The organism is Acidimicrobiales bacterium (assembly GCA_036273495.1).
Taxonomy (GTDB): Bacteria; Actinomycetota; Acidimicrobiia; order Acidimicrobiales; family JAJPHE01; genus DASSEU01.
On the sequence record DASUHN010000236.1, the window covers coordinates 1 to 20088 of the forward strand.

A 20088-nucleotide genomic window follows, 5' to 3' on the forward strand; every position below is an offset into this window, starting at 1 on the left:
GCTGTCGGTCTTTCTCGTTCCCGGGGAGTCGAGCGCCACCGCCGGGGTCCTCGAGGGCGTGCTCGACAGCCTGGTGCGCCTGGCCGGGGCCCCGCGGGGCCCGAGCGGACGCCGGCGGTAGCCTGAGGCCAACGGAGGTGAACGCCATGGACAACGGCACCGGGAGCGGGATCAACATCGAGGACCTGATCCTCGTCAGCGTGGACGACCACGTCGTCGAGCCCCCCGACATGTTCGAGGGACGGCTCCCCGCCAAGTACGCGGGTCTGGCGCCTCAGTTCCTCACGCGCGACGACGGGACCAACGCCTGGCGCTACGAGGGGTCCGAGATACCCAACGTGGCGCTCAACGCCGTGGCGGGCCGGCCCCCCGAGGAGTACGGCATCGAGCCCACCTCCTTCGACGAGCTCCGCCCCGGCTGCTACGACCACAACGAGCGGATCAAGGACATGGACGCCAACGGGGTCCTCGGCTCGCTGTGTTTCCCGTCCTTCCCGCAGTTCTGCGGACAGCTGTTCGCCCGCACCGAGGACAAGGACGTGGCCCTGGCCATGGTGCGCGCCTACAACGACTGGCACATCGACGAGTGGTGCGGCAGCCATCCGGGCCGTTTCATCCCCTGCTCGCTCCCGGCCATCTGGGACCCGGAGGTGCTGGCGGCCGAGGTGCGCCGGACGGCTGCCAAGGGCGCCCATGCCGTGACCTTCTCCGAGAACCCGTCGAAGCTCGGCTGGCCGAGCGTCCACTCCGACCACTGGGACCCGTTCTGGAAGGCGTGCAGCGACGAGAACGTCGTCGTGTGCATGCACATCGGCTCGTCGTCGGAGATCGTGGTGACCTCCGCCGACGCCCCCATGGACGTGCTGATCACCCTCACGCCGATGAACATCGTCAAGGCCGCCGCCGACCTGGTCTGGTCCCCGGTGCTGCGCAAGTTCCCCGACATCAAGGTGGCGCTGTCCGAGGGCGGGATCGGCTGGATCCCGTACTTCCTCGAGCGGCTCGACTACAACTACCAGCAGCACCACCGCTGGACCGGGCAGGACTTCGGGGACAAGCTGCCCAGCCAGGTGTTCAACGAGCACGTGATCACCTGCTTCATCGACGACCACTTCGGGGTGGCCAGCCGGCAGTTCCTCGACATGGACAACGTCTGCTGGGAGTGCGACTACCCGCACTCCGACTCGACGTGGCCCACTGCCCCCGAGAAGCTGATGAAGCAGATGGACGGGGTCTCCCGCGAGGAGATCGACCGCATCAGCCACCTGAACGCCATCCGCCACTTCAGCTTCGACCCGTTCAGCGCCATACCGCGCGACGAGTGCACGGTCGGGGCGTTGCGGCAGCGGGCGGCGGGGCACGACGTGTCGATCCAGGCCCGGGGCCGCCGGGGGGACGGCCACGCCACCCTGGCCGCCGAGCTCGGCGGCTTCACCAAGGGTCGCGACTAGGTCACTCGGCCGGGAGCTCCACGTCCACGGTCGCCTTGGCCATCACCGACTGCTCCTGATTGGTCAGCTCGACCGTGACCGTCACCATGTGGCGGCGCTTGCGCTCCACCCTGGTGTCGGCGACCTGGCCGCGGATGTAGGTGGCGTCCCCCGTGAACGCCGGGTTGCGGTACTGGGCGTCGGAGTGGGTGATGAATCCCCATTCCCCCGCCCAGGCCGCCACGAAGTCCAGGACCCATGCGCCCATGGACGCCCCGTACCCGTAGCCCCGGGCCATCCCGACGTGGCGGGCCCACTTGGGCTGCAGGTGCCCGCGTGAAGGGCCGTAGTAGGCGCCGTCGGTCAGCTCGGGGTTCACCCGCTCCATGCGCCTGTCCCCCTCGAAGCCGGCCATCTCCTTGGTGTAGCCGAGCGCCTCGGCCCGCACCGTCGTCGGCCCGCGCAGGGTGGCGCCCCAGGTCGTCATGGGGTAGGCGCGCCACTCCGTGGTGAAGCTGGCCAGGCTGTGGGGGCCGAGGACGGTCGGGGCCAGCTCGTCACCGACGGACACGGACTCGAACAGGCGCTTGGAGTGGCCCAGCTCCTGGATCTGACGGATGAAGCCGCCCTTGATCTCCTCCAGCTCGAGGAGCTGCTCGTCGGTCCACTCCGGCTCCTGGGGGCCCTCGAACATCCCCTTCTCCCGGGCCTGGCGGACCTGGTAGCGGATCGACGTCGAGCGCTGGAGGCCGATCCGTTCGCCCCGCTGGTTGATGTAGAGGGTGTCGCCGCGCTGGAAGCAGGTGGCGCCGGCGAACTTGGTGTCGGCCACCTTGTAGTCGAACGGCATGCGGTGGCAGACCAGATGGTCCCCGGGCTCGATGCGCGGCCCGAAGAACCACCATTCGTCCCCGCCGAAGATGAGGTGCGAGTCGGGGATGCGCCCGACCTGGGCGGGGGACGCCCCGTGGCTGGTGTCGCAGGTGACGGTGAACGACTGGGGAGCGATGATGCGCCCGAAGCGGCTCTCGGTTGCCCACCGCTCGTCGTAGTGCAGGGGGTTCGGGTAGTGCATCCCCTGCACCCACCGGCGGATGTCGTTGACGGCCACGTCCTCCTTCAGCTCTCCGGGCTCCATGGGCACGCCCATGTACCGGTCGAGGTCGGACGTGTCGAAGCCGGTCGTGGTCTCGGTGGTGTCAGCGCTCACGGGTCGCTCCTGTCGGTCATGGGGTTGGGCTCGGCTCTGCCATCCGGGCACGCACCAGCTCGGCCAGCTCGGCGTCGCGCACCTTGTTGTCGCTGCCGGTCATCGGGATCTCCCCCTCGGCAAAGAACAGCACCCGCCTGGGCACCTTGTAGGACGCCACCCGGCCGGCCAGGAACGACCGGATCTCGTCCTCGGTGGCCTCGGCGCCGTCCTTGAGCACGGCGCACAGCACCACCATCTGGCCCAGCCGGGCGTCGGGAACCCCCATCACCCGGGCCAGCTTGACCGGCGGGCAGGCCCGCAGCTGGACCTCGATCTCGGCCGGCGAGACGTTGGCCCCCCCGGTCTTGATCATCTCGGTCATCCGGCCCGTCCAGTGCACGTAGCCGTCGGCGTCGTAGAAGCCGGCGTCCCCGGTGTGGAAGAAGCCCTCGGCGTCGAAACACTCGTCGGGCGTCGTGCCCACGTAGTGCAGCATGAGAGTCGGCCCGGCCACCGTCAGCTCCCCCTGGCCGTCGGGGCCGAGCTCGGCGCCGGTCCCGGGGTCCACCACGCGCAGCCTCCCACCGGGCAGCAGCCGCCCCATGCTCTGGCGGCTCAGCTCGCGCGGGGTGTCGTGGGGATGGGTCACGAACTGGGCGCAGGTCTCGGACAGGCCGTAGCCCACCGGCATGATCCACGCCGGGTCCCCCTTGACCGCGGGATGCCGGGCAAACGCCGATTTCCCGAACACGCACCGCAACGCCGACAGGTCGGTGCCGGCCCAGTCCGGGTGCTCCTCCAGGGCCCCGGTCTGGTGGGGGAGCGTGTAGGGCTCGGTGACGCCTTCCCGGGCCATGAGGGCCAGCGCCTCCCCGGGTTCGAAGGTCTCCTGCATGACCCAGCACCCGCCCGCCGCCAGCGTCGGGCCCATGGCGGTGTCGAGCCCGGCGGTCCAGAAGAGGGGCAGGGCGGTCCACAGCCGGGTGGTGGTGTCCCGCCCGAACACGCCGGCCTGGAGCCAGAACTGCAGGGCGTGGGCTCCCTGGCTGTGGAGCATGCCCTTGGGGTTGGCCGTTGTCCCCGAGCTGTAGATGATCACCCCCGGGTCGTCCGGGGTCACCGCGTCGCGCCGGGAGGCGAGCGCCGCCGGGTCGACCTCGCTGCCGGCGGCCAGGAACGCCTCCCACGGCACCGCGCCGGATCGCTCCGCCTCGAGGCCGACGGCCGCAACCGTCCGCACGGCCCCGCCCGGTTGCCCGGGGCCGGCCAGGTCCTCGACGAAGTCCCGGCGCAGGAGCCGGGTCTGGGTGAGCACGACCGAGACGCCCGAGTGGCCCAGCATCCACTCCAGCTCCGCCGGCGAGGCGAACGTCGACAGGAGCACGGCCACCGCGCCCACCCGGGCCGCTCCGAACAGCGCCGCCACCGCCTCGGGGCGGTTCCCCATCAGGATCCCCACCCGGTCTCCGGGCTCACAGCCGGCGGCCACCAGGGCGGCTGCCACCCGGTCGGACACGCGGTCGAGATCCGGGTACGTCCAGCGTGCCGTGCGGCCCCCCGCCAGCGGGTCGTCGAACACCAGGGCCTCGCGATCGGCGTGGCGCCCCGCCGCCTCCGCCAGCAGGCCGCCGAGTGTCAGGGCGCCGACGCCACGCGCCTCGGAGAGGGGCGGTCCCTCGAGCACGGTCACCGGCCGGCCCCGTGGGGGAACAGGCCGGCGAAACCGCACCGATCGACCGCGGCCGCCAGCTCCTCGGCGGTGCGCTCGGCCGAGAACGGCAGGCGCAGGGCAGGCTGGACGTGGCGGTACAGGATCGACACGTCGTACTCGTCGCACAGGCCGGCCGCGCCGTGGAGCTGCTGGCAGGTCCGCAGGGCGGCGCGGGCCCCGTCGACGGCCTGGAGGCGCAGGGCCAGGGTGTCGGGCCGGGCCCCGGACGGGTCGGTCGCCACCCGCCACAGGGTGAAGCGGCACAGTTCGCGCAGGCCGTCCACGATCACGGCGGCATCGGCGAGCTGGAACTGCACGGCCTGGAACGCCGCCAGAGGCTGGCCGAACTGGACCCGGCCGTTGACGTGGTCGACGGCCAGCTCGAGGGCCCGCTCCAGGTACCCCAACACCGTCCAGGCCGTGAGGGTCAGATGCATGTCGACCCGCACCGGGAGATCGGCGGCCCCGGACACCGGCCCGGCCGGCTCCATGGGCGCCACGAACGGTCCCAGCCGGGTGCCGAGCCGGGGCGCGCCGGCCCGCGCCCCGTGGGCCCGCCCGCCGACGTCGGCCACCACCCAATCGGCGAACAGGTCACCGTGGTCGACGGCCCAGCCGCCCGCCGCACCCGGCCCGGCCCCGGGTACCAGGGCGAAGGCGGGCCCGCCCGCCTCCTCGCGGAGCAGGCCGGCCACGAGCGGGTAGGGCAGCGCCACCCGGCCGGCGGCCCGGCACAGCTCTCCGGCGGCGGCGGCGGTGTCGAGGTCGGCCAGCGGGTCGAGCTCCTCCACGCCGAGGGACCCGAGGGCGGCGGCCACGGCGGCGCGCTGCGCTGGGTCGGCCTCGGCGCGCCGGGCGGCGTCCATCCCGCCGAGGGCGGTGAAGGCCTTCTCCGCCCCCGCCCCGAACTCCGCCGCCTCGGCGGGCAGGGCCGGGTTCACGGCGCCGATCCGCGGCCGGCGGGGTTCACGCCCGGCTCCCCAGGAGGGCCCGCGACACGATCATCCGCTGGATCTCGATGGTGCCCGAGGCCACGGTCGCGGCCTGGGCGTAGCGCCAGTGGTCCTCGACGGCGCCGTGCAGCGGAGCGGCGGGGCCGGCCTCGAGGCTGCGCTCCTCGAGGGCCTGGAAGAGGACCTCGGCCACCTGCTGGTCGGCCTGGGTGACCGCCAGGCGGGCCACGCTGGCCGACTCGTCGCGCGGCGCGCCGGTCTCCTGCTCGGCCACGGCGCGGTAGGCGAGCAGGCGGGCCACGCGCACCTGGACGAGGGCCCGGGCCCACAGCGCCCGCAACCCGGCGGGAGCGCCGGCGGCCGCCAGCTCCGCCCCCATGAGCGAGAGGAGGCGCTCGCAGCGGGCGTAGCGGGCGATTCCCACCCGTTCGTGGGCCAGCGCCCGCCGGATGACCGTCCAGCCGTTGCCGACTCCGCCCAGGGCCTCGTCCGCCTCGACGCGCACGCCGTCGAAGAAGCACTCGTTCAGGTGGTGGCGCCCGAGCATGCTGCGGATCGGCCGCACCGTGATGCCGGGCCGGTCCATCGGCACGAGGAAGATCGTGATCCCCTCGTGCTTGCGGGCGCCGGGGGGGCCGACCCGCGCCGCCAGCACGCACCACTGCGCCATCTCGGCGTATGACGTCCAGATCTTCTGGCCGTCGACGCGCCACCCGTCCCCGTCGGGCTCGGCCCGGGTCACGAGCGAGGCCAGGTCGGAGCCGGCGTCGGGCTCGCTGAACCCCTGGCACCAGATCACCCGCCCCTCGGCGATGGGAGGGAGGAAGCGCCGCTTCTGCTCGTCGGTGCCGAAGGCCATGATGGCGGGGCCGACCCAGTTGAGGCCCATGTACTGCGCCCCGCGGGGCTCGTGGTGGGCCCACATCTCCTCCCGGACGACGGTCTGGTCCCAGACCGAGCCGCCGGCCCCCCCGTACTCCTCGGGCCAGGCCACGGTGAGCAGGCCCTCCTCGGCCAACCGCCGGCAGAAGCGCTGGGCCACCTCGAGGTCGGCGGGGTCGTCGCTGAAAGCACCCAGCCATCCGGTGGGAATCTCGGCTGCGATCAGCTCCCGGAGGCGCGCCCGCAGCTTCCCGGCCCCGGGACCGAAGTCGTAGTCCATACCCTCGGCGGAGGATCATAGGGTGACACCGTGGTGGCGATTCCCGGCCCGTCTCCCGACCGCGACCGGCTGCGCCCACCGGCGCTGGTCGGCGAGGTGCTGGCGCCGGCGCTGGCCGCCGGTCCCGACCGCGAGGCGGTGGTGACCCGCGCCGGGCGCTGGACCTACCGTGGTCTCGACACCCTGGCCGCCGCCGCCGCCGGCGCCCTGGCCGAGCTCGGGGTGCGCGCCGGGGACCGGGTGGCCGCCGCCCTCCCGAACGAGATCGACGTGGTGGTGGCCTTCCACGGGGCCATGCGGCTCGGAGCGATCTGGGTCGGCGTGAACCGGGCCCTGGCGCCGCCGGAGAAGTCCTACATCCTCTCCGACAGCGGCTCCTCGCTGCTCCTGTGCGACGCCGCCACCGCGGAGCAGCTGAACCCGATGGTCGCCGGGCTCCCCGACCTGCGCCGGACGGTGGTGATCTCCCCGGGCGAAGCCACCGGTGACTGGCCCGCCGCCCTCTCCGCCCACCAGGGGGCCGCCGGCAGCCCGGGCTCCGACGGAGGACGGGCCCACGACCCCGACGCCCCCGCCGCCCTGGCCTACACCAGCGGCACCACCGGCCATCCCAAAGGGGCGGTGCACAGCCAACGCGGCCTGCTCCTGCCCGGGGCCGTGCTCACCGCCACCCGGGGCTACGGCCCCGAGCTGCGCAAGGGGGACTGCCTGCCGCTCACCATCCTCAACCTGCTCGTGCTCAGCACCCTGCTCGTGGCCCAGGCCGGCGGCTGCACGGTGGTCATGGACCGCATCGACGCCGGCGGGGTGGCGGAGTGGATCGAGCGGGAGCGGGTGACGACGTGGAACGGGCCGCCCGCCCTCCTGTACAGCCTGGTCCACGACGACTCGATCCGGCCCGAGGCCCTGGCCTCGCTCGAGGACGTCTGGGTCGGAGGGGCGGACTGCCCGGAGCACCTCCGGGCCGCCTTTGCCGAGAAGTTCGGGGTCCGGGTCAACGGCACCTACGGCCTGACCGAGGCGCCCACGGTCGTGACCATCGACCGCCTGGTCCCGGCGACGGCGCCGGATCCCCACCGGCCCGGAGCCAGCGGGATCCCGCTTCCCCACCTCGACGTGCGGATCGAGGGGGAGGACGGATCGGCCCTGCCCGCCGGGGAGACCGGCGAGATCTGCCTGGCCCCCGCCACCTCCGGGCCCTGGGCCGGTGCCTACCGCCCGCCCGCCGGCTACTGGCAGCGTCCCGACGCCAGCGCCGAGCTGCTCCGCGGCGGCGTGGTCCACACCGGCGATGTCGGCTACGTCGACGCCGACGGCTACCTGGCGGTCCGGGACCGGCGCAACCAGACGATCCTGCGGGGTGGGGCCAACGTCTACCCGGCCGAGGTCGAGCGGGTGCTGTCGGCCCTCCCGGGTGTGGCGGCGTGCGCGGTGTTCGGCATCCCCGACGAGCGCCTGGGCCAGCGGGTGGTGGCGGCGGTCGAGCCGGTGCCGGGGGCGGCGCTGGCCGCGGAGGAGCTGGGGGCGGCCTGCGCCGCCGAGCTGGCCCGCTACAAGGTCCCGGAGCGGTTCGCGTTCGTCGAGCGCTTCGGCCGCAACTCGATGGGAAAGATCGACCGGCGCCGGCTCGGGGCCCTGTTCGCCGCCGAGCCCCTACCATGACGCCGGCGTCACAGTCGGAGGGAGCGGCGCGGGGGTGACCATGGCAGCGCTGGTGGCGGGGAGCCCCATCCCCGAGGTCCCCGACCTCGGGCGCATGCGGGGTGAGCGTCACGCCCGCCTCCAGGCGGGCATGGAGGCGCAGGGTCTCGACGCCCTGGTCCTGTTGGGCACCGGGGGCGTGGCGTACGCCACCGGTGCCGTGAGCCCGGGCGTCGACAGCGGGCGGGGCGTGCTGTTCCGCCCGGTCGCGGTCGTGGTCCGCGGCGCTTCCGCCCCGCATCTGTTCACGCCCTATCCCGACGGGGCGCCCGCCGACCTGCCCCCCGAGCATCTCCACGACGCCGTCTACCCCGAGCTCGACGACGGGGCCGCGGCGCTGCTGGCAGCGGTGGGGGAGCTGGTGCCGGCCGGGGGCCGCCTGGCCTTCGACGAGCTGACCCACGCCCTCGGGCGGGCGCTCTCCGGGCGGGAGGCGGCCGACGCCGGCGCCGTGCTCGGGGCCGCCCGGCTGTGCAAGACCGCCGACGAGCTGGCCTGCATCCGCGCCGCCCAGCGGATCAACGAGCTGGCCATGTCCGAGGTCCAGCCCGGGCTGCGCCCCGGGGTGCGCCAGACCGATCTGTCCGCCACCTTCCTGCGACGCATCTTCGAGCTCGGCGCCACCGCCAACTGCATTGACCCCATCTGGCAGGTGATGCCTCCCCGCCGGCAGGACGGCCCGTGGACCACCCACGGGGACGTCGCCTTCCCGACGGCCAGCACCGACCGCCTCCTACGCGAGGGGGACGTGATCTGGGTCGACACCGGGATCAGCTACGAGGGCTACGCCTCGGACTTCGGGCGCACATGGATCGTCGGCGCCGACCCCCGCCCCGACACCCGCCAGCAGGCCCAGTTCCGCCGGTGGCAGGAGGTGATGGCCGCCGTCCTCGAGCGGTGCAAGCCGGGGGCCACGGCCCTGGAGCTGGGCCGGGCCGCCACCGCCGCCAACGACGGCGTGAAGCCGTGGATCGAGCACTTCTACCTGGCCCACGGCGTGGGCGTGGACAGCGCCGAGATGCCGCTCGTCGGGACGGACCTGGGGGACGCCTTCGACGAGCGCATGGTGCTGCAGCCGGGCATGGTGCTCGTGCTCGAGCCGGTGATCTGGGACGAGGGGGCGGCGGGCTACCGCTCCGAGGACATCGTGGCGGTGACCGACGACGGCTGGGAGCCGCTCTCCGCCCATCCCTACGACCCGTTCGAGGGAGCGTGGTGAGCGTCGGCACCGCCGCCCTGCCCGAGGGCGGGCGCATCGACTTTCCCCGGCTGCGCGCCGACCGCCGCCGCCGGCTGCTCGAGTCGATGGCCGCCCACGACCTCGACGCCGTGATCCTGGGCCGGCCCGCCAACATCGTGTTCGCGTCGGGGGCCCGACAGCTGTGGACGGCCGGGGCCCGCCCCTTCGGCCCGGCGTGCATCGTCGTCCGCGACACCGGCCGCGTGCACCTGCTCTCGACGTGGGACGAGGGAGTGCCGGCGGAGGTGGACCACGCGGAGCTGTTCGGGCTCAGCTGGAACCCGGTCCGCGTGGTCGGGAACGTGGCGGCCGTGCCGGGACTCGGTGGCGTCCGGCGGGTGGGCACCGACGGCTTCGGGGTGGGCACCCCCCGCCTGGTGGCGTCGGTCGCGCCGGAGGCCGAGGTCGTCGACGCCGCCCCGGCGTTGGCCGCGGCCCGGGTGGTGAAGAGCGCCGACGAGGTGGCGTGCCTGGAGACTGCGGTGGCGGTGGCCGAGTGGGCGCTGGCGGCGCTGGCCGGCGTGCTGCGCCCGGGGATCACCGAACGGGAGCTGGTCGGGGCCCACGCCGCCGCCCTGGCCGCCCGGGGCGTCACCGCGCCGGGATCGGAGGCGGTGGCGTGCTCCGCCCCGCGGCGGGGACCGGTGCGCCTGCGCCGGGTGGCGGCCGACCGCCGGATCGGGGAGGGGGAGCTGGTGGCCCTCTCGGCCAACGCCCTGTACTGCGGCTACGAGGGCACGGTGGCCCGTACCCGGGTCTGCGGGCCCCGGCCCCCGGCTCCGGCGCAGGCCCGCCTGCTCGAGCGGGCCCGGGTCGCGACGGCGGCGGTCGGGGCCGCCTGCCGGCCGGGAGCCAGCGGCGCCGACCTGCTGGCCGCCTGGCAGGAGACCGGTGAGGCCCCGTCCCCCGAGCCGTTGGTGTGGGGGCTGGGTCTCGGGGTCGAGCCCCCGGTGGTGTCGGCCCCGGCCCGGTCGGGGCCACTCGGCGCCGGCGCCGCCATCACGGAGGGGATGGTCCTGGCCGTGCAGGGCTGGGTCAGCGAGGAGGGAGCAGGTGGAGCGCTGCAGCTGGACGTGGTGCACGTCACGGCGTCGGGACCACGGGTGCTGAGCCGTGCTTGACGTTCTCATCAGAGGAGGCACGATCCTCGACGGCACCGGCGCCCCGGCCCGGATCGCCGACGTGGCGGTCCGGGGCGGAAAGGTGGTCGGGGTCGGTCCCACCGACGAGCCGGCGGGCCGCACGGTCGACGCCGCGGGGCTGATGGTGGCGCCGGGGTTCGTCGACATCCACACCCACTACGACGCCCAGCTGGCGTGGGACCCCACCGCCAGCCCGTCCCCGCTGCACGGGGTGACCACGGTGATCGGCGGCAACTGCGGGTTCAGCCTGGCTCCGGCCGGCCCCGACCACGCCGACTACCTCATGCGGCTGATGGCCCGGGTCGAGGGGATGCCGCTGGCCGCCCTGGCCGGCGGGCTCAGGTGGGACTGGGACTCCTTCGCCGACTGGCTGAGCAGGCTGGAGGGGCGTCTCGGCGTGAACGCCGGCTTCCTCGTCGGCCACTCCGCCCTCCGGCGGGTGGCCATGGGTGCCGACGCCGTGGGCCGGTCCGCCGACGCCGGCCAGGTGGAGGCCATGGTGGCCCTGCTCCACGACGCCCTGGCGGCGGGGGCCCTGGGCTTCTCGACGTCCCAGGCCCCGACCCACAGCGACGGGAACGGAGATCCGGTGCCCTCCCGGTGGGCGGACCGGGCCGAGCTGTCGGCCCTGGCCGCGGCGGTCCCCGGGCACGCCGGCACCACCCTGGAGCTGATCCTGGCCGGGTGCCTGGCCGGGTTCAGCGACGAGGAGGTCGACCTCATGACCCACCTCTCGCTCACCGCCAACCGCCCCGCCAACTGGAACGTGCTCGGGGTCTCCTCGATGAACCCCGAGGCCCACGTGCGCCAGCTGGCCGCCTCCACCCGCGCCGCCGAGAAGGGCGCCCGGATCGTGGCGCTGACGCTGCCCCACTCCATGGGGATCCGGCTGTCGTTCCTGTCGGGCGCCGTGCTCGAGGGCCTTCCGGGCTGGGGGCCGGTCATGAAGCTCGGCCCGGAGGAGAAGATGCGCGCCCTGTCCGATCCCGAGGTGCGACGCCGCCTGGCCGAAGGGGCGGCGTCTCCGGACGCGGGGGTGCTCGGCGCCCTGGCGACGTGGCACCGGCTGGTGATCACCGAGACCTTTGCCCCGGAGAACGAGGGGGCGGCGGGCCGCCCGGTCGGGGAGGTGGCCCGCGAGCGCGGGGTCGAGGCCTTCGACGCCCTGCTCGACGTGGTCGTGGCCGACGGCCTGCGCACCGGGATCCGCCCGCCCATGCCGAAGGAGTCCGCCGAGGACTGGCGGCTCCGGGCCGAGGTGTGGCGCGACCCCCGCACCGTCGTCGGGGGCAGCGACGCCGGCGCCCATCTCGACATGATGTGCGGGGCCGTGTACAGCACCTCGCTCCTCGCGAGCGTGCGCGACCACCAGACCGTCACGTGGGAGGAGGCGGCCCAGCAGCTGGCCGACGTGCCGGCCCGCCTCTACGGGCTCACGGGCCGGGGCCGGCTGGAGCCCGGATGCGCGGCCGACGTCGTCGTGTTCGACCCCGAGCGGGTGGGACCGGGCCCGGAGCGGACGGTGGACGACCTGCCCGGCGGGGCCGCCCGCCTCTACGCCGGCGCCACCGGCGTGGAGCACGTGCTGGTGACCGGCACCGGCGTGGTCGACAGCGGCCGGCTGACCGGGGAGTGTCCCGGGGTGCTGCTGCGCTCGGGGCGGGACACCGAGACCGTGACCGTCCCGGGCGGGCGTTAGGCGTACAAGCCGCCGCGGTCGGACAGCTCCAGAAACACCTTGTAGCGCTCGTCGGCGGGCCCGGTCCAGGCCGGGTCCGGCTCCACCACCCGCTCGGTGCGGGCCCAGCGGCGGGCGTCCTTCTCGCTCTCCTCCAGGCCGGCGGCCACCCGGGCCAGGAAGGCTGCGCCCTGGGCCGCTCCCTCGGGGACCGCAGCCACGTGCACGGGGAGGTTGGTGACGTCGGCCAGGGCCTGCATCCACCCTGGCACCCGGGTCCCGCCGCCGGTGGCCACGATCCGGTGTCCCGGCACCCCCGACAGCTCGAGGTGGTGGCGGGCCACGAACGCGGACGCCTCCCATGCGGCCCGTTGCAGGGCGGCGGGGCCGTGGGTCAGGTCGACGCCGGCCAGCGCCCCCCGCCGGTCCGGGTCCTGGTACGGCGTGCGCTCACCGCGCAGGTACGGGATCCACACCGGCACCCGGCGCGGGTCGACGACCGGGTTGCCCCGGGGCCGGCCGAGCAGCTCGCGCACCCAGTCGAGGAACAGCCCGCCGGCATTGCTGGCCCCGCCGACCATGAACAGACCCGGGGAGGGGTGTGGCATGGTCCACAGGCCGGGGACGTCCTTCCAGGTCGACGTGACGACCCACGGCAGCAGCGTCGTCCCGCACAGGACGTGCAGGTCCCCCTCCTGGTCGGCGCCGGCGGTCAGCTGCTCGCAGAACACGTCGACCGACCCGGTGGCGAGAACGGGGCCGTCCCGGCCCACCCGCCCCACGGGGACGCCGAACATCTCCACCGCCGGCAGCTGCTCGGGGCGGACCCCGCAGTCGGCGCAGACCTGCGGATCCCAGCCGTCGGATCCGTACAGCGGGATCGAGCTGAACGCCACGCCGATGTCGACGACGGCCCGGCCGCCGAGCGCCATGTTCGCCACGGCCGGCGCCGGCCAGTACCCGGCGGCGTCGGGCGCGTGAGACGCGCTCCAGCGCAGGAACTCGACCAGCTCCCCCGCCCCGCCCGCCACCGTCTGGGACTCGGTGCGCCCCCGGGCGTCCCCGTACAGCAGCCCGGGACTGAGCGGGCGGCCCCGGCGGTCCACCGCCGTGAGAGAGGGCACCATCGACGAGACCGCCACCGCCCGGGCCGCCGCGCCCGGCGCTCCGAGGGCGGTGAGGGCCCGGCGGGGGCCGCGTCGCCACGCCCGTTCGGCGTCGTGCTCGAGCAGCTCGGGGTCGGGAGCCAGCACCCGGTGGGGGACGCGCGCCCGCGCCAGGACGGCGCCGTCATCGTCGAACGCCGCCGCCTTCACCGACGTGGTCCCGATGTCCAGCCCGACCGTCACCGCGCCCGAACATGACACGAGCGTCACAGTAGGTCATGATTCGGCGATGGCATCGGGTGGACGGCCGCGGGCTCTCGTGACCGCACCGCTACGGGGGGAGGGACTCGAGCGGCTGGCGCGCCTGGCCGACCTCGTCCACGAGCCCTGGATCGACCAGCAGCCGCTGCGCATGTACAGCTCGGAGCAGCTCCGCGACCGGCTGGACGCCGAGGACGCCGACATCCTCGTGGTCGAGACCGACTTCGTGGGCCCCGAGGTCTTCTCCCGGCCCGTGCGGGTCGTGGCATCCACGCGCGGGGACCCCAACAACGTCGACGTGGCCGCCGCCACGGCAGCGGGCATCCCGGTCCTCCACTGCCCCGGCCGCAACGCCGACGCGGTGGCCGAGCTGGCCGTCGGTCTCATGTTCGCCGTGACGCGCGGGGTGGTGCCGGCCGACGCCGACGTGCGCGCCGGGCAGTCCTACCGGGACGGGACGATCCCGTACCAGCGGTTCCGCGCCTGGGAGTTGGCCGGGCGGACGGTGGGCCTGGTCGGTCTCGGCGCGGTGGCCCGGGCGCTGCGCTGGCGCCTCGAAGGCCTGGGCATGACCGTCGTGGCCTACGACCCGTACAACGACGAGGCCAAGCTCTCTCTCGACGAGCTGCTGGAGCGCTCCGACCTGGTGTCGATGCACGCGCCGGTCACACCGGAGACCACCGGGATGATCGGCGCCCGCCAGTTCGGCCTGATGCGGCCCGGCGCCGTTTTCATCAATACGGCCCGCGCCCAGCTCCACGACACCGACGCCCTCGTCGAGGCCCTGCGCTCCGGCCACCTCGGCGGCGCCGGCCTGGACCACTTCGTCGGGGAGAACATACCCGTCGACCACCCGCTCGTGTCCATGTCCAACGTCGTGCTCACCCCGCACATCGGCGGCGCCACGTGGGACACCGAGGCCCGCCAGGCGTCGATGGTGGCCGACGATCTCGAGCGGATACTCGCCGGCCAGGCGCCGGTGCGCATCGTCAACCCGGAGGTGCTGAGATGACGGACGGTCGCGGATGAAGCACGTGCCCGACGCTCCGGCCGCCGTGCTGGCGGCCGCCAAGGACATGCTGAAGCGGGGTCTGGTGGAGGGCACCGCCGGGAACATCTCGGCCCGCCAGGAGGACGGCACGATCGTCATCACGCCGTCGTCGGTGGACTACGCCGAGATGACCCTCCAGGACCTGTGCGTCGTCGACCTCGAGGGCCAGACGCTGGAGGCGGCGGACGGGCGCTCCCCCTCCTCCGAGAAGCTGCTCCACCTGGCCTGCTACCGGGCCTTCGATGACATCGGGTCGGTCATCCACTCGCACCCGGTGTACGCCACGATGTTTGCCGTGGCCCACGAGGACATCCCGGCGTGCATCGACGAGTTCGCCATCTATGTGGGCGGGGACGTGCGCTGCACCGACTACGGCGCCAGCGGCACGCCCGACGTCGGGGCGGCGGCGGTCAAGGCCCTGGAGGCGCGGGGGGCGGCGCTGCTCGCCAACCACGGGATGGTGGCCGTGGGGCCCCGACCGGCGACGGTCCTGCACATCACCGCCCTCGTCGAGCGCAGCGCCCAGATCGTGTGGGGCGCCAGGATCCTGGGAGCTCCCCAGCACCTGCCGGCGGAGGTGAACGAGGGCTTCGGCGCCATCTACGGCAGCTACATGCGCACGCACTGAGCCCCGTGCCGATCCACTACCACCTGGGTGACGACCACGTCGCGGTCATAACCATCGACCGCCCCGAGGCCAAGAACTCGCTCGACCTGTACCACTTCCGCGACCTGGCGGCGGCGTGGCGGCGCTTCCGTGACGAGGACGAGGCGTGGACCGCCATCGTCACCGGGGTAGGGCGCAACTTCATGAGCGGCGCCGACCTCAAGACCTACATCCCCCAGATCACCGCCCTGCAGAAGGAGATCGCCAAGGGAGAGGTGACCGAGCTCGACGGCTGCCGCCTGCGCGACGGCACCGACGCCGTCCTGCGCAGCCTCACCTTCTACAAGCCGATCGTGGCGGCGGTCAACGGGCCCTGCGTGGCCGGGGGGATGGAGATGCTGGGGGGCGTCGACATCCGCGTCGCCACGGAGCACGCCCGGTTCGGCGTGATGGAGCCCAAGCGGGGCCTGTTCGCTGGCGGGGGGACCACGGCCCGGCTGCCCCGGCAGCTCGCCTTCCCCGCCGCCATGGAGTTCCTCCTGACCGCCGAGGCGTTCCCGGCCGAGCGGGCGCTGGCTCTGGGGCTGGTCAACGAGATCGTGCCGGAGGAGGAGCTGATGGACCGGGCCCGGCAGTGGGCGGCACGGATCAACGCCAACGGCCCGCTGGCGGTGCAGGCCACCAAGGAGAGCGTGCTGCGGGGCCTGGGGGTGGGCCTCGACGAGGCGTACCGGATCGAGGGCGAGCTGGCCACCAAGATCTTCTCGAGCGAGGACGCCAAGGAGGGACCGGCCGCCTTTGCCGAGAAGCGCCCGCCGGTCTGGAAGGGCCGGTAGCCCGGTCGTGACCGGGCGGCGCCGGGGGGTCGATCCCCGGGCCCCGTGCCTGGTGGGCGTCGCTCAGCACACCGTCCCGCCCGGGACCGGGCCCGCCCCCGAGCCGATGGCGTCCTGGGAGGAGGTGTGCCGGGCGGCGGCGGCCGACACCGGCGCCCCCGCCGACCGGGTCCTGGCCGCCGTCGGCAGCCTCGACGTCCTCTACTGCCAGTCGTGGCCGTACGACGACCCGGCCGGACGCCTGGCCGCCCGCCTCGGCATCGACCCGGCCCGGCGGGCGTACTCGGGCATCGGCGGCACGACCCCGCACCTGCTGGTGGCCGGGGCGGCGGCGGCCATCGCCCGTGGTGAGCTCGACGTGGGGCTGGTCGCCGGTGGCGAGGCCCTCGAGACGGTCCGCCAGGCCAAGAAGGCCGGTGCCCGCCCGGCCTGGTCCCACCGCGACCCGGACAAGAAGCCGTTCCCGTACGAGGCGCCCTTCCATCCCGCCGAGGTGGCCCACGAGGTCTTCCAGGCGTGGCTGACCTTTGCCGTGTTCGACACCGCCCGCCGGGCCCGCCACGGGATCGACCCCGCCGCTTACCGGCGCCGGCTCGGGGAGCTGCTGGCTCCGTTCACAGAGGTGGCGGCGGCCAACCCCCACGCCTGGTTCCGCACCCGGCGCAGCGCCGAGGAGCTGGTCACGCCCGGGCCGGACAACCGGATGGTGGCCTACCCGTACACCAAGTGGACGGTGGCGGTGATGGACGTGGACATGGCCGCCGCCCTGGTGGTGTGCAGCCACCGGGCGGCCGACGACCTCGGCGTGCCCGCCGAGCGGCGCGTGTACCTGCGGGGGTCGGGATACGCCGAGGACCCGGTGTACGTGGCCGAGCACGATCCCATGGGAGCGTCTCCCGCCATGACGGCGGCGGGGACCGGCGCCCTGGGGGGAGCGGGGATCGGCGTCGACGACGTGGCCCACCTGGACCTGTACAGCTGCTTCGGCAGCTCGGTGGGCTTCGCGTGCGACGCCCTCGGCCTGCGGCCTGACGACCGGCGGGGCTTCACCGTCACGGGCGGCCTGCCGTTCGCCGGCGGCCCGGGCAGCGGCTACCTGCTCCACAGCACGGCGGCGATGACGGACGTGCTGCGCGCCGACCCCGGCTCCTGCGGGATGGTCAGCGGGGTGGGCATGCACATGACCAAGCACGCCTTCGGGGTGTATTCGACCGAGCCCCCGGCGGCGGTGTCCGCCGACGCGCTGGGTGCGGTGGGTGCGCCGGCCGGCGAGGGGACCGGGGCTCGCCGTCGTATCACCGATGTGCACGACGGACCGGCCACGGTTGCCGCCTACACCGTGGTGCACGCCCGGACCGGCGAGCCGGAATGGGGGCTGGCGGTGTGCGACCTGGCCGACGGCAGCCGGGCCTACGCCCGCATCGGTGATCCCGGCCATCTGGACTCGGCCGAGTCGACGGAGTGGGTCGGGACCGGGGTGGAGCTGAAGGCGGGGCCGGACCGCGTCAACCGGGTCGTGGAGTGGAGGGAGCCCTGAGCGGCACCCGGGGCCGGGCGGGCTCCTCCCCCCTGTTGCGCTGTTCCACATAGTCCCGCCAATTGCGGCGGGTGCATACCTATGCAGGCGCCCGGAGCCCCGGAGCCCTACCGCCGGGGGAGCTGGATGGCCCGGTCGGCGATGATGTTCTTCTGCACCTCGGTCGTGCCCGCCCCGATCGAGGTGAAGCGCTGCCACGGGTAGTTGTGGGCGGCGTGCCCGCCGTCGACGGCGTCGGGGCCGCCCTTGGCCAGCAGTCCGACCGGTCCGAGGATGTCGATGTTCAGCTCGGCCAGGCTCTGGGACAGGAAGCTCCACTGGAGCTTGGCCAGCGGGACCTCGGGCCAGTTGCGCTCCCCCTTGAGGACCTTGGACAGGGCGCGCTGGTTGAGCAGCCGGGTGAGCTCGATCTGGGTCCACGCCCGGGCGATCCGCTCGCGGATGGCGGGGTCCTGCAGGGCGGCGGGGTTGTGCGTGCGGGCCGCCTCGATCATCCGGTCCAGCTCGGACTTGAGCCCGATGGCCAGTCCCGACGTCCCGACCCTCTCGTGGCCCAGGGTCCCCATGGCCACGCCCCATCCGTTTCCCTCGTCCCCGAGCCGGTAGGCGACGGGCACCGGCGCGTCGGTGAACACGACCTCGTTGAACAGCGCCTCCCCGGTGACGTCGCGTATCGGATGACACTCGATACCGGGGGCCTGCATGTCGACGATCAGGGCGGTGATGCCCTCGTGCCGGGCGCCGCGGCCGAAGGCCTCGGGGTCGGTGCGCACGAGGAACAACCCCCACCGCGCCAGGTGGGCGGTCGAGATCCAGATCTTGCGCCCGTTGAGTATGTAGACCTCACCGTCGGCCACGGCCGCCGTGCGCAGGTTGGCCAGGTCGCTGCCGGCCTCGGGCTCACTGAAGCCCTGGCACCAGTGGTCGTCGGCGTTGAGGATGCCCGGTAGCCAGCGCTGCTTCTGCTCCTCGGTGCCCCAGCGGATGATCATCGGCCCGATCTGCCAGATGCCGTTGGCGTTGTAGATGCCGGGCGCCCGGGCCGCCGCCATCTCCTGGCTGTAGATGACGTTCTGCATGATCGTGGCCTCGCGGCCCCCCCACTCGCAGGGCCAGTTGATGGCGGCCCACCGTCCCTCGTTGAGCCGGCGCTGCCAGGCCTGGCGGCGCTGCATGGTGCGCCGGGTGTTGTCCGCCGTCGGCGCCCCGATCTCGCCGAGATCGCGGAACTCGGGGAGGTTGTCGTCGAGCCAGTCCCGCAGCTCGGCGCGGAACTCCTCGTCCTCCGGGGCGTAGGAGAAGTCCATCGCCAGAGACGCTAACCGGCGTGCCCGTCCTACCATCCGGGCCGATGGACTTCACCTTCAGCCCCGAGCAGGAGGCGCTGCGCGCAACCGTGCGGTCGTTCCTGGCGACGGCGGCACCGCCCGCCTACGTCCGGGCGATGATCGACGACGCCCGCGGGTTCACCGACGAGTGGTGGCAGCAGGCGCGCCACCTCGGGTGGCCCGGGCTGCTGGTGGCCGGGGACATGGGGGGCGCCGGGCTCGGGATGGTCGACCTGGTCGTGCTCATGGAGGAGAGCGGGCGCCTCCCGCTGCCGGGCCCGGTGCTGTCCTCGGTCGTGGCCGCCACCCTCACGGCCGCCCACCTCGGGGACGATCAGCTGCTGCGGGATCTGGCGGACGGCCGGCGCCGGGGAACGCTGGCCCTCGAGGAGGGCGGGGCGGGGGACCCGCTGGGCTCGGTCACCGCCGAGGCCCGGCCCGAGGGGGGCGGGCGCTGGACGCTCGAGGGGATCAAGCCGCTGGTGCTGGACGGGCAGACGGCGGACTTTGCCCTGGTGGTGGCCCGGGACCCGGACGGGCTGGCCGCATTCGTGGTCGACGAGCCCGGGGCCGAACCCGTTCCCGCCCTCGACGTCACGCGCAAGATGGCACGCCTGGAGCTGTCCGGGCGACCGGCGCGGCGGATCGGGCCGCCCGGGGACCAGCGGGCGCTCCTGGCCCGGGTGGCCGACGACGTGGCGGTGGCGCTGTGCGCCGACACCGTGGGCGCCGCCGAGCGGGCCCTGCAGCTGGCGGTGGAGTACTCCAAGTCGCGGGTCCAGTTCGGCCGACCCATCGGCAGCTTCCAGGCCATCCGGCACAAGATCGTGGACATGCTCCACCAGCTCGAGCTGGCCCGGGTGGGGACCCACTGGGCGGCGTGGGCCAGCGACGTCGACGACCCGCAGCGCGAGGAGGCGGCGGCCATGTGCAAGGCCTTCGTGGCCGAGGCCGCCAACCAGGTGACCGGGGAGAGCATCCAGGTCCACGGGGGCGTGGGCTTCACGTGGGACGTCGACTGCCACCTGCTGTTCCGGCGGGTGAAGCAGAACGACGTGCTGTTCGGCGGCCAGTCGTGGCAGCGGCGCCGGCTGGCCGAGCTGGTGCTCGGGCCGGCCTGAGCCCAGAGCCCGTCGGTGCCCGGAGACTCAGT

General features: G+C 74.1%; 16 protein-coding genes. 10 read left to right on the forward strand and 6 right to left on the reverse strand.

The genetic code is table 11. The annotated features are described in order from the left end of the window. Nucleotides 1-146: 146 nt before the first annotated feature. Complete coding sequence (locus VFW24_10075; GenBank protein ID HEX5267108.1) at nucleotides 147-1451, forward strand: amidohydrolase family protein; 1305 nt, start codon at nucleotides 147-149, stop codon at nucleotides 1449-1451. A 1-nt stretch (nucleotide 1452) separates the two neighbouring features. On the opposite strand, the gene VFW24_10080 is transcribed toward VFW24_10075, so the two are convergent. From VFW24_10080 to VFW24_10095, 4 genes are read right to left on the reverse strand one after another with little or no spacing between them, the layout of a single operon-like run. Beyond that, nucleotides 1453-2640 (reverse strand): MaoC family dehydratase N-terminal domain-containing protein, encoded by a 1188-nt coding sequence (locus VFW24_10080; protein HEX5267109.1) that lies wholly within the window; start codon nucleotides 2638-2640, stop codon nucleotides 1453-1455. Between the two features lie 16 nt (nucleotides 2641-2656). Then, nucleotides 2657-4312, reverse strand: coding sequence for a class I adenylate-forming enzyme family protein (locus VFW24_10085; GenBank protein HEX5267110.1), 1656 nt, complete (start codon nucleotides 4310-4312; stop codon nucleotides 2657-2659). Beyond that, nucleotides 4309-5274: an acyl-CoA dehydrogenase family protein gene (locus tag VFW24_10090; protein HEX5267111.1), complete on the reverse strand. Its 966-nt coding sequence runs from the start codon at nucleotides 5272-5274 to the stop codon at nucleotides 4309-4311. The genes VFW24_10085 and VFW24_10090 overlap by 4 nt, the downstream gene beginning before the upstream one ends. Nucleotides 5275-5299: 25 nt before the next feature. Beyond that, nucleotides 5300-6448: an acyl-CoA dehydrogenase family protein gene (locus VFW24_10095; protein ID HEX5267112.1), complete on the reverse strand. Its 1149-nt coding sequence runs from the start codon at nucleotides 6446-6448 to the stop codon at nucleotides 5300-5302. A 30-nt stretch (nucleotides 6449-6478) separates the two neighbouring features. On the opposite strand from VFW24_10095, the gene VFW24_10100 reads away from it, so the two are divergent. Genes VFW24_10100 through VFW24_10115 form a run of 4 tightly spaced genes read left to right on the forward strand, consistent with a single transcriptional unit; the run spans nucleotide 6479 to nucleotide 12230 of the window. Next, on the forward strand, nucleotides 6479-8110 hold the full coding sequence (locus tag VFW24_10100; protein ID HEX5267113.1) for an AMP-binding protein: 1632 nt from the start codon (nucleotides 6479-6481) through the stop codon (nucleotides 8108-8110). Between the two features lie 40 nt (nucleotides 8111-8150). After that, entirely contained in the window at nucleotides 8151-9368 is a 1218-nt protein-coding gene (locus VFW24_10105; protein ID HEX5267114.1) for a Xaa-Pro peptidase family protein, read from the forward strand. Then, on the forward strand, nucleotides 9365-10510 hold the full coding sequence (locus VFW24_10110; GenBank protein HEX5267115.1) for a M24 family metallopeptidase: 1146 nt from the start codon (nucleotides 9365-9367) through the stop codon (nucleotides 10508-10510). Before VFW24_10105 ends, VFW24_10110 begins: the two co-directional genes overlap by 4 nt. Then, the gene (locus VFW24_10115; GenBank protein ID HEX5267116.1) at nucleotides 10503-12230 is read left to right on the forward strand and encodes an amidohydrolase family protein; all 1728 of its coding nucleotides are present in this window, start codon (nucleotides 10503-10505) and stop codon (nucleotides 12228-12230) included. Before VFW24_10110 ends, VFW24_10115 begins: the two co-directional genes overlap by 8 nt. On the opposite strand, the gene VFW24_10120 is transcribed toward VFW24_10115, so the two are convergent. Next, a complete protein-coding gene (locus tag VFW24_10120; protein ID HEX5267117.1) occupies nucleotides 12227-13558 on the reverse strand; it encodes an FGGY-family carbohydrate kinase in 1332 nt (443 codons plus the stop codon). The two genes, VFW24_10115 and VFW24_10120, sit on opposite strands and share 4 nt — an antisense overlap. Before the next feature lie 46 nt (nucleotides 13559-13604). Here VFW24_10120 and VFW24_10125 point away from each other — a divergent pair, with 46 nt between their 5' ends. From VFW24_10125 to VFW24_10140, 4 genes are read left to right on the forward strand one after another with little or no spacing between them, the layout of a single operon-like run. After that, a complete protein-coding gene (locus VFW24_10125) occupies nucleotides 13605-14588 on the forward strand; it encodes an NAD(P)-dependent oxidoreductase (protein ID HEX5267118.1) in 984 nt (327 codons plus the stop codon). A gap of 13 nt (nucleotides 14589-14601) precedes the next feature. Next, nucleotides 14602-15255, forward strand: coding sequence for an L-fuculose-phosphate aldolase (locus VFW24_10130; protein HEX5267119.1), 654 nt, complete (start codon nucleotides 14602-14604; stop codon nucleotides 15253-15255). Nucleotides 15256-15260: 5 nt separating this feature from the next. After that, a complete protein-coding gene (locus VFW24_10135) occupies nucleotides 15261-16070 on the forward strand; it encodes an enoyl-CoA hydratase-related protein (GenBank protein ID HEX5267120.1) in 810 nt (269 codons plus the stop codon). Between the two features lie 7 nt (nucleotides 16071-16077). Then, on the forward strand, nucleotides 16078-17607 hold the full coding sequence (locus VFW24_10140) for a hypothetical protein (GenBank protein HEX5267121.1): 1530 nt from the start codon (nucleotides 16078-16080) through the stop codon (nucleotides 17605-17607). A 107-nt stretch (nucleotides 17608-17714) separates the two neighbouring features. Here the strand turns inward: VFW24_10140 and VFW24_10145 are convergent, their stop codons facing one another. Next, the gene (locus VFW24_10145; GenBank protein ID HEX5267122.1) at nucleotides 17715-18914 is read right to left on the reverse strand and encodes an acyl-CoA dehydrogenase family protein; all 1200 of its coding nucleotides are present in this window, start codon (nucleotides 18912-18914) and stop codon (nucleotides 17715-17717) included. 44 nt (nucleotides 18915-18958) lie between these two features. Between VFW24_10145 and VFW24_10150 the strand changes: the two genes are divergently transcribed. Then, nucleotides 18959-20056: an acyl-CoA dehydrogenase family protein gene (locus VFW24_10150; GenBank protein ID HEX5267123.1), complete on the forward strand. Its 1098-nt coding sequence runs from the start codon at nucleotides 18959-18961 to the stop codon at nucleotides 20054-20056. Nucleotides 20057-20088 lie beyond the last annotated feature (32 nt).

What these genes read in the sequence shown, in the direction of transcription:
- VFW24_10145 (HEX5267122.1), bottom strand. Translation starts at nt 18,914, where the DNA reads ATGGACTTCTCCTACGCCCCGGAGGACGAGGAGTTCCGCGCCGAGCTG.
- VFW24_10125 (HEX5267118.1), top strand. Translation starts at nt 13,605, where the DNA reads ATGGCATCGGGTGGACGGCCGCGGGCTCTCGTGACCGCACCGCTACGG.
- VFW24_10095 (HEX5267112.1), bottom strand. Translation starts at nt 6,448, where the DNA reads ATGGACTACGACTTCGGTCCCGGGGCCGGGAAGCTGCGGGCGCGCCTC.
- VFW24_10075 (HEX5267108.1), top strand. Translation starts at nt 147, where the DNA reads ATGGACAACGGCACCGGGAGCGGGATCAACATCGAGGACCTGATCCTC.
- VFW24_10105 (HEX5267114.1), top strand. Translation starts at nt 8,151, where the DNA reads ATGGCAGCGCTGGTGGCGGGGAGCCCCATCCCCGAGGTCCCCGACCTC.
- VFW24_10130 (HEX5267119.1), top strand. Translation starts at nt 14,602, where the DNA reads ATGAAGCACGTGCCCGACGCTCCGGCCGCCGTGCTGGCGGCCGCCAAG.
- VFW24_10150 (HEX5267123.1), top strand. Translation starts at nt 18,959, where the DNA reads ATGGACTTCACCTTCAGCCCCGAGCAGGAGGCGCTGCGCGCAACCGTG.